This window comes from Streptomyces prunicolor (genome assembly GCF_045162825.1).
In the GTDB taxonomy this organism is placed as follows: Bacteria; Actinomycetota; Actinomycetes; order Streptomycetales; family Streptomycetaceae; genus Streptomyces; species Streptomyces prunicolor.
Genome location: NZ_CP108676.1, coordinates 5,171,698 through 5,184,319, shown reverse-complemented (window position 1 = coordinate 5,184,319; position 12,622 = coordinate 5,171,698). Strand labels below are relative to the sequence as shown.

Below are 12,622 nucleotides of genomic sequence, written 5' to 3'. Positions count from 1 at the left end.
GGCTGGTCGCGCCCACGCGGCGGAGCCGCATATCGATACAGCCCCGCGCCCCTAGGGGGTTGCCCTGCCGGGGGTTTTGAGTGGCTGTCGGTCCTGGTGCAGTACTGCCAAGGCTCGGCGGGCTACCTCCCGCCCGATCGGCAGCGAGGCGGTTGCCGCGGGCGAGGGCGCGTTCAGCACATGCACGGACCGCGGGCCCTCCTTGATCAGGAAGTCGTCTACGAGGGTGCCGTCCCGCAGTACTGCCTGCGCCCGTACCCCGGCCGGTGAGGGGACCAGGTCGTCCGGGGTCACCGCTGGAAGGAGACGTTGTACGGCTCCTGTGAACGCGCTCTTGGAGATGGACCGCCGGAGTTCCCCCACCCCGTAGCGCCAGTGCTGTCGGGCCATGTGCCAGGTGCCGGGCCAGGTTGCTGTCGCGGCGATCTCCTGGGGGCGCACGACCCCCCAGTCGTAGCCCTCGCGGGCCAGGGCCGGTACCGCGTTCGGGCCGAGGTGCACGCTGCCGTCGATGCCGCGCGTGAGGTGGACGCCGAGGAACGGGAACGCCGGGTCGGGGACCGGGTACACCAGGCCCCGGACCAGCTCGGGTCGGGTGAGGGTGTAGTACTCGCCGCGGAACGGGACGATGCGCATCTCCGGGTCGTCGCCGGTGAGGCGGGCCACCTCGTCGCAGTGCAGGCCGGCGCAGTTGACCAGCACACGGGCGCGGACCACGTCACCGCCGGTCGCGGTCACCGTGCGGACGGCGACCCCGCGCTCCGGGCGCCGGTCGATGTGGGCGACCCGCGCGCCGTAGCGGATCTCCGCGCCGGAGGCGTCCGCGAGGTGCCGGGCGACCGCGGTGTAGTCGCAGATCCCGGTCGTCCCGACGTGTATGGCGGCGAGGCCACGCACCTCCGGTTCGTACTCGGCGATCTGCGCGGCGCCCAACTCCCTTACCGGAATACCGTTCTCCCGCCCGCGCTGCACGAGCGCGTGCAGGCGAGGCAGCTCGGCGCGCTCGGTGGCGACGATCAGCTTCCCGGTGACGGCATGCGAAACCCCGTACTCCGCACAGAACTTGACCATCTCGGCAGCCCCGCGCACCGCATACCGCGCCTTGAGCGACCCGGGCCGGTAGTAGATCCCGCTGTGGATGACTCCGCTGTTCCGCCCCGTCTGGTGCCGGGCGGGCCCGGCCTCCTTCTCCAGCACGGTGACCCGCGTGCCCGGCGCGGCACGCGTGATCGCATACGCCGTAGACAGCCCCACAATCCCGCCACCGACCACGAGCACGTCACAGTCGTACCCGACCCCAGCCCGCACGTGCACCACCTCCCGGCTTCGATAGTGCACTGCACCACTGACAATGCCTTCAAACCCCGGGAAGGGCAGCTCACCTAAGGGGCGCGGGGCTGTGACATTTGCGGCTCCGCCGCGTGGGCGCGACCAGCCACGACGCCCCCGCACCCGCAAGACAACACAAGCCAGGCAAATCCCTAGGCGGGCGCCATCAACAACGGCCGAGCCCTCTCCCGCAGCTCAACAACCCGCGGCTCATCCCCGTAAGGCTCCAACCGGTGCAGAAGATCCTTCACGTACTCGGTAGTCCGAGCAGACGAGATACGCCCGGCAACCTCCACCGCCCGCACCCCCTGCTCACAAGCCGCATCAAGATTCCCCGACTCCAACTCGGCCACCGCAGAGACGACCAGCCGAAGCCCGTGCGACCGCACAAACTCCTCCGTCGGCTTCGACAACGCCTGCTCGGTGAACCGACGAACCTGCCGCGGAGCCTTCAAGTCCCGGTAGCACTCGGCAGCGTCGGCCGCGAACCGGTCGTAGGAGTAAAAGCCCAGCCAGGACGGATCGTTGTCCCCCTCCCGGGACCGCTCGAGCCACCCCTCGGCAGCCTTCAGCGCCGCCCCGGCGGCCTGCGCATCCCCCGCCTTCGCATGGGACCGCGCCTCGACAAGCCGGAAGAAGCTCATCGTCCGGGCCGTGGCAAGCCCGCGATTGCGCTCCAGCGCCGCCTGCGCGAGGTCGACACCTTCGTCACCGAAGCCCCGATAGGTCGCCTGCAACGACATCGAGGCCAACACATAGCCCCCCAACGGCACATCCGCCGCCGCGCGGGCGAGGCGCAACGCCTGGATGTAGTACCGCTGCGCCGCCTCCTGTTGCCCGGTGTCGAAGGCCATCCACCCGGCGAGCCGGGTCAGTTCGGCACTCGCGCCGAACAGCGCTCTGCCGACCTCGTCCGAGTACGAGCCGAGCAGCAGCGGCGCCGCCTCCACCCGCAGACACTCGGGCACCATGGACGAACGCCAGTCACCGCCGCCGTACTTGGAGTCCCAGCGCCTCGCGTCCTCCGCGGCCTCCCGCAGCTTCTGCACATCGCTGTGGCCGACTTTGAGCGGTGTCCCGGAGCTCTCCGCGGAGTTCGCCTCCCGGGCCACCGAACTGTCGGCCGGGGTTATCAGCCAGCGTGAGGCGGGCGTTGCGTATGCGCTGACTGCGAACGAGCCCGCGAGGGACTGCCAGATGCCGCCGGAGCCGGCCCGGCGGCCGGCGAGGTCGAGCCGGTACAACTCCGTTGCGGAACGCACGGCTTGGCCGACGTCCCGGGGGAAGGCGAGGCCCACCTCCGGTGCGGGATCCGCGTCCGCCAGGCCGATCTCGTGGAGCGGCACCGGGCGGCCGAGCTTCTGGCCGATGGCGGCCGCGATGAGGTGCGGGGCGGCGCCCTGGGGCACCATTCCCTTCGACACCCAGCGCGCCACCGACGTCTTGTCGTAGCGAAGTGTCAACCCGCGTTGAGCGCCAAGATCGTTGACGCGACGCGCGAGTCCTGCGTTGCTGATTCCCGCGAGGGCGAGAACGGTGCCGAGTTTTTCGTTCGGCCCGCGTTGCTCCCTGGACATGCGCCACCCCTCGACACAGACGGCTGCCGCGCTGGCATAACCATGCGGCATTCGTAAACCCAGCGTAGTTCGCCGCATCCCAAGCGTTAAGGGGCATTGTTCCGGTTGGCGGGATTGTGGTCCGTACGCGAGTGCGGGGTTTGCACGCAGGGTTGCGACGTGCCCCCGTCGTGTGGCCGTGCGCCCGTGTGTGCGCTCTTCTCCGGCCATCGCGGGAGCGCTTCGATAGATAGTGCGTGGGTCGGCCCGCTGTACTGGATCCAGTGGGCTGGGGGACACCGCCGCCTACATCCCCGCGGGCGGCGGACCGGTCCGGGAGGCGTACTCCGCCTCCCGGACTGTGCGCGGTGCGAGGCGGTGCGCACGGCATGTACGGAGCGTGCGCGAGCCTGTGCCCGTAAAGCCGATTTGGCCGAAAATCGCCCCCGCCTCTCCGCGTCGAATACCGCTCCTACCACGGGAGTTGAGGGCGCGTTAGGTGTTTTGGGGGAGCGTATCGGGGGCGCATTCGCGTCGCGGACGTAGGGTCATGGTTGTCCGGTTGTCCCTCGTCCAGGGCGTCTTCACGCGATCTCAAGCGGCTTCTCCGGCCCTCCGGAAGGCGTCCTTCATGGCAGCATGGTGCCCAGTTCGTGCGGTGCACTGGTTGTCCACAGCCTGTGGAGGCGTCGATGCGGTGGTTGGTGGGATGGAGCAGTACCGCCGCTGGAGCCGCCGCGATCGGTTCCGCGGGGGCGACGGGACTCGACGGTGAGACGGTGCACCCGGTGGGGTCCCAACTCCTGTGGGGCGACCCGGATCCGCTGTGGGCGGTCGGCGACTGGCGGCCCGACGAGGTGCGCGTCGTGAAGGTCGACGCCGAGACCCGGATCGCGGTCCTCGGTACGTGCGGCGCCTCCGACGAGGAGCTGCGGCTGAGCCTGTTCTCCGCGCGCGGAGGGGCACTTAGGCATCTGACGGCCTGGTCCGGCAGTTACACGGCGGTCGTCAAGGTCGGCCGCCGCACCATGGTCAGCGGCGATCTCGCGGGCGCCAAGCCGGTGTTCTACACCCCCTGGGCTGGCGGTACGGCCTACTCCACGGCCGCGCTCCCGCTCGCCGACCTCATCGAGGCCAACCTCGACTTCGGCCACCTCGCTGCGCTGCTCGCCGCCCCGGACGTCCCCGCCGCGCTGCACGACTCGACGCCCTACGACGGGGTACGGCGCATTCCGCCGGGGCATGCGCTGGTGCTGCGCGCCGGGGCGCGTGAGATCGCCGGGTACGAGCCGGTGGCCTCCCTCGCGGTCGCGGCGGCGGCCGTCGACCCGGACAGCGCGGTGGACGCCGTACGGGACGCGCTCGTCGACGCTGTCCGTGTGCGTCTCTCCGCTCCCCGCCACGTCCCCGACATAGACCCGGGGCCCGTTCCCGGCATGGGGCCCGCAGAACGGCGTGCCGCGCGCGGGATGCCCGTTCCCGGGATCGGGGCCGACCTCTCCGGGGGGCCCGCCTCCGGGACGCTGGCCCTGCTCGCCGCAGGGCTACCGGGAGCACCGGGCACGGTCCTCGGCCACGGCACCGGCGCGGGTGAACGCCTCCTGGCCGTCACGTTCAACGATCTCGCCGTCCCCGGGCGCGAGTCCGAGGTGGAGCGCGCGGGCACCCTCGCGGCCAACCCGCGTCTGCACCACGTAGTGGTGACCGGCAACGAGGACGTCCTGCCGTACGCCGAACTCGACGGCCCCCTCACCGACGAACCCGGCCCCTCCCTGATCACCGCCGCCCGCCACCGCGCCCGCCTCGCCGCGGGCAGCGCCGACCACTTCACCGGCTACGGCGCCCGCCAGGTCCTGGACGCCCACCCGGCCCGCCTCGCCGACCTCCTGATGGACCGCAAACGGCGCCATCTGGTGCGCCCGGTGGCCGCGTTGGCGAAGGCGGACGGTTCGGTGATGGTCCCGGGGCGTGTCTATGGCGCGGCCCGCCGCCTCGCCCGTACGCCCTACGGCGCGGGACTCGAAGTCCTCGCGGACCGCTTGATGAACCAGCGTTTCGACGAGCCCGGCGGCGCCGTAGGTGCCTCCCTCGCCGCCCTCACCTGGGCCAGACCGGGCCCCGCCGCACGCTGGCTGACCGGCGAGGCCCTGGCTGAAGTATCGGTTCGCCTGCAGAGCGCCCCCAGCCGCCAGGGCAGCGGCCCCGGCCAGCGCCCCGGCGACTTCCGCGCGCGTGCGGCCCTCGCCCGCCACGCCAACGACCTCCGCATCCTGGAACAGGCCGCCGAGATCCGCTCCCAGCGCCTGCACACGCCCTTCCTCGACAACCAGGTGGTCCGCGCCTGCCGCTCCCTCCCCGAGGCGCTACGGGTCCAGCCGGGCGCCCGCGCGGCCATCCTCCGCACGGTCCTGGAGGGCGCGGGCGTAGGCGACCTCCCGCCCGGCTGGGGCGCCCCCTCCCACGCCTCGGCGGCAGCCGCGGCCCGCAAGGGTCTACGGGTCGCCGCGGACCCCCTGATGGACCTGTTCGCCACGCCGCTGCTCGCGCAGGCGGGCCTGGTGGAGGCGCGCGTCGTCCGCAAGGCCCTGCGCGCGGCGGCCCAGGGCGAGCCACTGCCCCTGGACGGCCTCGCGGACTTGGTGTCCCTGGAACTGTGGCTGGGCCGGTTGCTGGCCCGCCGGGGCACCTGCTGGACGGGGACACCTGCACGCGCGCGTGCGGTGCCGGAGGGGATTCGACCGCAGCGGGGGGCGTTGGCCTCCGGCGGGTGAGCGGGGGTGGCGTGAGCGGGGCACGCTGAGCCCGGGGGCTCCGGAGGTTCCGGCGGGGACCATCGCGAGCGGGAACGGGCGGCGAGGATGGCAGATCTACGCAGGCGTGAGCGCCCTAAAGGGGCGCGGGGAACTGCGCGACCAGCCACGACGCAGCCGCAGCCGACCAACAACCTGTCCGCCAGTTCAGGATCCCTGGGGCTCCAATCGCCCGTCGACGCCGTGCACACCCCGAACCGCCCCCTTCAGCACACCCCCCAACCACCCCAACCGCCCGCCCCGCCGCGAAACCCCGTGCCCCCACCCCACCCACCCGGCGACAATGACCCGGTGCGGTACAAAATCCTGGGCAACACCCGGGCGGAAGACGAACACGGCACCGGCGTACCCCTCGGCGGTGCGCGCATCCGCGCCCTGCTCGCCGCGCTAGCCCTGCACCCGGGCCGGGTCGTCCCCTCCGGCACCCTGATCGACGAGGTGTGGGCGGAGGAACCTCCCCAGGACGCCCCGGCCGCCCTCCAGGCCCTGGTCGGCCGCCTCCGCCGCACCCTCGGTAAAGAGGCGATCGCCTCCGACCCCGGCGGCTACCGCCTCACGGCGACCCGGGACGACGTGGACCTGTTCGTCTTCGAACACCTCACCCGCAGGGGCACGGCCGCCCTCGACCGGGGCGACGCGACCACCGCCGCCCGCGACCTCGCCGACGCGCTCGCCCTGTGGCGCGGCCCCGCACTCGCCGACCTCCCCGACCGATCCGCCGCCGCCCGCCCGGACGCGCTGCGCCAGGAGGCGACCCGCGCGCGGATCGAGGCCGACCTGCTGCTCGGCCGCGCCACCGACGCCGTACCGGAACTGAAGGAACTGACCGCGGCGCACCCCTACGACGAACCGCTGCACGCGCTCCTCATCCGCGCCCTGCGCGATGCGGGCCGCGGGGCCGACGCCCTCGCCGCGTACGACGCCGCCCGGCGCGCACTCGCCGAGGGACTGGGCACCGACCCGGGGCCGGAACTCCGCGCCCTGCACGCGGAGTTGCTCACCTCGACGGCACCGGCGAGCACGGCGCCCGCTGCCCCCGGGCGGCTCGAACGCAACGGCAACCTGCGTCCACGGCTTACCTCTTTCGTGGGCCGGGAACCCGAGATCGCCGCCATCCGTTCCGAATTGCACAGGGCCCGCCTGGTCACGCTCACCGGACCGGGCGGCTCCGGAAAGACCCGTCTCGCCGAGGAAGCCGCCGCCGGGCTCCCGCAGGCGTGGCTGGTCGAGCTGGCCCGGCTCGATCGGCCGGAGGCGGTGCCGGGCGCGGTGGTCAGTGCCCTCGGTCTGCGCGAGACCGCGTTCGTGACCACCGAGTTGATGACCACGCAGGACGACCCGGTCGCCCTGCTGGTGGAGTACTGCGCCTCGCGCGGCCGACTCCTGATCCTTGACAACTGCGAACATGTCATCGGCGCGGTGGCCGACCTCGCCGAAACCCTCCTGACCCGCTGCCCGGGGCTCACGATCCTCGCCACCAGCCGTGAACCCCTGGGCGTCCCCGGCGAGTCCGTGCGCCCGGTCGAGCCCCTCGTCCCCGACCAGGCGCACCGCCTGTTCACGGAGCGCGCCACCGCCGTCCGCCCCGACGCGAAGACCGTGCTCCAGGACACGGAGGCGGTCGCGGAGATCTGCCGCCGCCTGGACGGCCTGCCCCTGGCCATCGAACTGGCCGCCGCCCGGCTCCGGTTGCTCACCCCGCGCCAGATCGCCGACCGCCTCGACGACCGCTTCCGCCTCCTCACCTCCGGAAGCCGCACGGTCCTGCCCCGCCAGCAGACCCTGCGTGCCGTCGTCGACTGGTCCTGGGAGCTGCTCGACGAGCCGGAGCGGACGGTGCTGCGCGAGGTCTCCGTGTTCGCCGGCGGCTGGGACCTCGCGGCAGCCGAGGCCGTGTGCACCGGCCCCGCGGCCCACCTCATCGGCTCCCTGGTCGACAAGTCCCTGATCGTGGCCACCCCGGGGGACACGGACGGGGGCATGCGCTACCGCACGCTGGAGACCATCCACGAGTACGCCGTGGAGCGCGCGGCCGAGACCCCCGAACTGCGCGCCGCGGCCGAGCGCCGGCACCGCGCGTGGGTGCTCGCCCTCGTCGAGCGGGCCGAGCCGCTGCTCCGCTCCGGGGACCAACTCCCGTGGATCGCCCGCCTGGAGACCGAGCTCGACAACATCCGGGCGGCCCTGGCCCGTTCCGTCGCCGCGCGCGACGAGGCGGAGGCGGGCGCCCTGGCCCTGGCCGTCGGCTGGTTCTGGTGGCTGCGCAACTACCGCACCGAGGGCGCGGAATGGGTGATCCGCGTCCTCGCCCTGGCCACACCGGCCGGATCCGCCCAGGATCCGTACGAGGCCTACGTCGCCGACCCGGAGGCGGACGCCCGACACCCCCTGCACACCCGGCGGATGGACCTCCGGCTCCTGAACCTCTTCCTCAGGGCCGAGTCCGAGCTCCTGGGCCGGACGGCGGACGGCCTGCTGGACGAGCGCATGCGGCAGTACATGAACCTGATCCAGGGCTACTTCGCCGCAGGTGGCCCACAGTCGGCCCGTATGCCGGGACTCATCTGGCCGCTCACCGCCTACTTCCTCACCGAGTCGATGGACATCCGGCCCGCGATGGAGGCGGCGGTCGTCAACGCCCGTGCCCACGGCGGCGACTGGGAGAACGCCGTCATGCTGATGTTCCGCACCCACCTGCTCGTCGACTCGCCGGGCGGCATGGCGGGCATCGACGAGGACCTGAAGGCGCTGCAGGCACTGTGCCGACGCGTCGGCGACCGCTGGGTGCGCGCCCAGGTGTCCAGCGCGGTCGGCGAGGCCGCCATGGTCCGCGGCCGCTTCGAGGAGGCGAGGACGGCGTACGAGGAGGCGCTGGAGCTTGCCTACGAGGTCGGCGCCAACACCGAGACCCCGTTCCTCATCGCCCGCCTCGCCGAACTCGCCTTCCGCGAGGGCGACCGGGACGCTGCCCTCGCCGGCCTGGACGAGGCGACCGTGGAGTCCGATCGGCACGGCGTGGCGGACGCCCGCGCGTTCGTCCTGATGTTGCGCGCGCACATCGCCCTGGAGGGCGGGGAGATCGCCCGCGCACGGGAGTTGAGCGACCAGGCCTCGGCGGAGAGCGAGAAGGGCACGCCCCCACCGCAGTTCAGGGCCGGCCTGAACGCGGTCGCCGCCCTGATCATCGCCGCCGAGTCCGGCCCGGAGCGCGGGCTGGCCATGATGACCGCCACCCTGCGCGAGGCCGTGGAGCAGCGCTGCGCCGACGCGCTGATCGCGATGCTGGTGGACCAGACGGCGCTGCTCTCCGCGGAACTCGGCGAACTACCGCGCGCGGTACGCCTGTTGGCCGCGGCCGACCATGGACGCGGCGGCCATCCGCGCCCCATGCCGGAGCGCGCCCGGGTCGAGCACACCGAGACCACGGCCCGCACCGAACTGGGCCCCGAGCGTTACGCGGCCGAACGCGCCCGAGGCGAAACGCTCACCATGGAGGAGGTGTTGGCCGAGCTGCCGTTGCCGACACAACACCCGACACAACCCCTGGCGCAGCGCCCTACTTGCACGTGAACTTCGACTCCGCCCAGTCCGCGAGCGTCAAGTCGTCGAAGGAGCTGTGCGGTTCGACCACCAGCCGTACGGTCTTGCGCCCGGCGAGGTTCACATGGACGGGCACCGCCGGGTCCCCGCCGTCGATCTCCCCGGACCGCCACAGCCGGACCCCGTCGGCGTACACCGCGAAGTACACCTTGCCGATCCCCAGCATCATGTCGTCGACGCCGACGGTCGCGTCGTAGGAGACGCACTGGCGGTTGAGGTCGATGGTGACGGAGGAGCGGCCGTGCACGGTCGCGCCGTGGGTGTAGCGCGTGCCGCCGATCGAGACGCCGTAGCGCTGCCACACCCAGCTGCTCTCGCCGAGTTGGATCTCCGGGGCGGTGCCATCGCCGTTGACGTCGTAGGAGAGTTCGCTGACCTGGAAGATCGTCGGCGCGGGTGGGGGCGTCGGGGTCGGGGTGGGTGTCGGCGTGGGTCTGGGGGTCGGTTTCGGGGTCGGGGTGGACTTGGGCGTCGGTGTGGGTGTCGCCCGGGGTGTGGGTGTGGGTGTCGGGGTCGGGGTGGGTGTCGGCTCGGGCTTCAACACCGCCGGTTCCGGGGCCGGTTGCTTCTTCGGCGGCGTCGGGGGCGTCGACTCGGGCTTGGCGATGGGGGAGGACGAGGGCGCCGGTTTGGCCTCGGGCTTCTTCGCGGGGGTGTGGGTGCTGCCGGCCAGCGCGAGGGCGATCGCCGCCGCTGCCGCCGTGGCGACCACACCGGCCGCGATACCCGCCTTCACCGGGGCGCCGAGCCCCTCGGAGGCCGCCGCGCCACCGGCACCGGCCCCGCCGGACGAACTCCCGCTCGCAGCGGCGGCGGCACCCGCGGCACCGGCCGCACCCGCTCCCGCGCCACCGGCGACGAGCGCGACCGCCTTGGCGTACCCGGCGGCGCCGAACCAGCCGATGACCGCGATCGGGACGACCGCCGGGATACCGCTGGCGACCTCCTCGATCTGCAACGCGGCCAGCCGGCACTTGGCGCACTCCTCCAGGTGCTTGCGCAGCCCGCGTTCGGCACGCGTGCGCAGCCGGCGGCGGGCGTAGGTGCCGAGCTGGTCGGCGTAGCGCGCGCACTCCTCGTCGTCGGTGAGGGTGGCGCTGACGTGTGCCTGGAGATAGGCCTGCTTGAGACCCTCGCGGGCCCGACTGGCCAGCACGCGCGTGCCGTTGGCGTCGAGCCCGAAGAGCGTGGCGACCTCGCTCGGCGACTCGTCCTCGACCTCGGTGTGCCACAGCACGGCCTGCCACCGCTCGGGCAGCGACCGGAAGGCCTGCATCGCCATCGACTGCTCGGCCACGTGCATGGCCCGGACATCGGCGCCCAGGTCAATGGTGTCGTCGTCCGACACTTCCGACACCCGCGCGGACTGCGCGGCGAACACCGCGAAGTCGTCGACGAGTTGCTCCCGCTTCGCCGACTTCGTCCAGTTCGCGGCGACACGTCGGACGGAGGTCAGCAGATAGGCACGTACGGCGTGCTCGGGCCCGGATCCACCGCGCACCGCCTGCAACATGCGGGCGAAGACCTCGGCGGTGAGATCGTCGGCGGTGTGCCCGTCCCGGCAACAAGTCCTGGCATACCGGCGCACGGCATCCGCATGGCGCCGGTACAACTCCTCGTACGCCGTGTCGTCACCGGCACGCATCCGCTCGATCAGCGAGGCGTCGGCCGCCGGCATCTCCCGGGGCGGCAGCGGCGGTGGCAGCACACTGCCCTCGCGCTGCGGCGGGACGCTGCCCTCGCCGGGTTCGAAACCCGGGGGGAGACCACTGGGTCCACCCTGACTCGGCACCTGTGGTGAGGTCAGCCCACCGGCCTCCGGGTCACCGTCACCCAGTGACTCGTCACGCCCGTCAACGCTCATCGCGGAAAGCCCCCGCCGCCTGCCAAGCCAGTCCAACCAGTCCCGAACACCGGGTCAGCGTAGCCATATTGGCTTTTGTTCAGGACCCCGTCGTACGGACCATCCACTCATCCGTGGGGACTTCCCGCACCGCAGTACTAGCGTTCACCCCTCCGGGGAAGGCTCAACTGTCGCGCCCGGAACGGGAGTTGACGACGATGACTGAAATGCCCGGAACGTTCCCCGGTGTCATGTGGGGCGGGGGCACCAAGGCACCCCCGCCCCACAGTCACCTATTCGAGTCACCGGGAACGGTCTATCCGTCCGGCAACTTTTCAGCGCAGGCCAGCAAATTCAGCCCGTCCGGCACCTTTTCGCCGCAGGCCCACGCCATCAGCCCGTCCGGCGCCTCTCAACGCAGGCCGGCATTATTCAGCGCGGCCGGCACCTTTCGGCGCAGGCCCACACAATCAGCCCGTCCGGCGTTTGAGGACGAGGCCGTTCAGGCCGATGGGGGCCTGGGGGCGCAGCCCCCAGAAGACGCCCACACCAACACCGGGCGCCGAACCACCGAGGGCCGCGTCACGCCGCCCTACCGCCGAGTCACCCCGCCACCCTCACAACGGCCGCGACCGCAACCCCTCCAACAAAATATCCAGCAACCGAGCCGACGCCGCCGCCTGCTGCGCAGCATCCGGCAACGAGGGCGCCGCCGTAGCGATCACCAGCAGCACATCCGACACCGACACGTCCGCCCGCAACTGCCCCGCAGCCCGCGCCCGATCGACCAGCTGCCCCACGACCTCCAGCAGCGCGGTCGCCCCGGCGTCGTAGTCCCCGGAGCCCAAAGACCCCGCCGACTCCTCCGGAACCAGCCGCAGTTCACCCGTACCCGGCTGCGTCCGCTGCTGCGGCACCCGCGCCTCGTCGAGGAGGGCAGCACCCTCACCCTCATCGGCGACGCCAACCCGCAGCACCTGCGGCGGCAGCAGCCGCCCCGCGCCCGAGGCCACCGACGTCCGCAGGAAGCGCGACAGCGCCGACCACGGCTCGTCCTCCTGGCCGAGCGCCGAACGTGCCTGGTCGGTCAGCCGGGAAGTCTCCTCCTCGGCTATCCGGCGCACCAGGACGTCCTTGCTCGGGAAGCGCCGGTACACCGTGCCGACACCGACCCGCGCCCGTCGCGCCACGTCCTCCATCGGCGCGCCGTAACCCAGCTCGCCGAAGACCTCACGCGCCGCCCGCAGCACGTGTTCCAGATTGCGCTGTGCGTCCACACGCAACGGCGTCGTCCGCGAGGAGTCCCCGCGTCCGTTTCCCGCCGCTCCGACCGCGCCGCCGGTTGCGATGGCTGACGCGGATGTCCAATGCGAATCCTGAATATGCATACACGTTCCCCCGGTTAATGACGTCTCCCCCCGGAGACTCCCCGCCATCGGCAGCCGGAGCATCGTGAGACAAGCCCGGTTCGCGAGCCTCGCTCT

The 12,622-nt window shown here is 72.4% G+C and carries 6 protein-coding genes; 2 read left to right on the top strand and 4 right to left on the bottom strand.

Annotated features, from left to right (window positions below; genetic code table 11):
- Positions 1-51: 51 nt before the first annotated feature.
- Positions 52-1,338: an L-2-hydroxyglutarate oxidase gene (gene lhgO / locus OG588_RS23680; protein ID WP_405949053.1), complete on the bottom strand. Its 1,287-nt coding sequence runs from the start codon at positions 1,336-1,338 to the stop codon at positions 52-54.
- Positions 1,339-1,481: 143 nt separating this feature from the next.
- The gene (locus tag OG588_RS23675) at positions 1,482-2,906 is read right to left on the bottom strand and encodes an MFS transporter (RefSeq protein WP_266858824.1); all 1,425 of its coding nucleotides are present in this window, start codon (positions 2,904-2,906) and stop codon (positions 1,482-1,484) included.
- 671 nt (positions 2,907-3,577) lie between these two features.
- Here OG588_RS23675 and OG588_RS23670 point away from each other — a divergent pair.
- Entirely contained in the window at positions 3,578-5,656 is a 2,079-nt protein-coding gene (locus tag OG588_RS23670) for an asparagine synthase-related protein (protein WP_405949052.1), read from the top strand.
- 330 nt (positions 5,657-5,986) lie between these two features.
- The gene (locus OG588_RS23665) at positions 5,987-9,265 is read left to right on the top strand and encodes a BTAD domain-containing putative transcriptional regulator (protein WP_405949051.1); all 3,279 of its coding nucleotides are present in this window, start codon (positions 5,987-5,989) and stop codon (positions 9,263-9,265) included.
- On the opposite strand, the gene OG588_RS23660 is transcribed toward OG588_RS23665, so the two are convergent.
- Together OG588_RS23660 and OG588_RS23655 are read right to left on the bottom strand one after the other, a co-directional pair.
- On the bottom strand, positions 9,252-11,159 hold the full coding sequence (locus OG588_RS23660) for a sigma-70 family RNA polymerase sigma factor (RefSeq protein WP_405949050.1): 1,908 nt from the start codon (positions 11,157-11,159) through the stop codon (positions 9,252-9,254). The genes OG588_RS23665 and OG588_RS23660 overlap by 14 nt on opposite strands.
- Before the next feature lie 596 nt (positions 11,160-11,755).
- The gene (locus tag OG588_RS23655; RefSeq protein WP_405949049.1) at positions 11,756-12,526 is read right to left on the bottom strand and encodes a TetR/AcrR family transcriptional regulator; all 771 of its coding nucleotides are present in this window, start codon (positions 12,524-12,526) and stop codon (positions 11,756-11,758) included.
- Between the last annotated feature and the right edge of the window lie 96 nt (positions 12,527-12,622).

Bases quoted from the DNA above. Each gene is read 5' to 3' on its own strand.
- OG588_RS23660 (WP_405949050.1), bottom strand. From the start codon at position 11,159: ATGAGCGTTGACGGGCGTGACGAGTCACTGGGTGACGGTGACCCGGAG.
- OG588_RS23670 (WP_405949052.1), top strand. From the start codon at position 3,578: ATGCGGTGGTTGGTGGGATGGAGCAGTACCGCCGCTGGAGCCGCCGCG.
- OG588_RS23675 (WP_266858824.1), bottom strand. From the start codon at position 2,906: ATGTCCAGGGAGCAACGCGGGCCGAACGAAAAACTCGGCACCGTTCTC.
- OG588_RS23655 (WP_405949049.1), bottom strand. From the start codon at position 12,526: ATGCATATTCAGGATTCGCATTGGACATCCGCGTCAGCCATCGCAACC.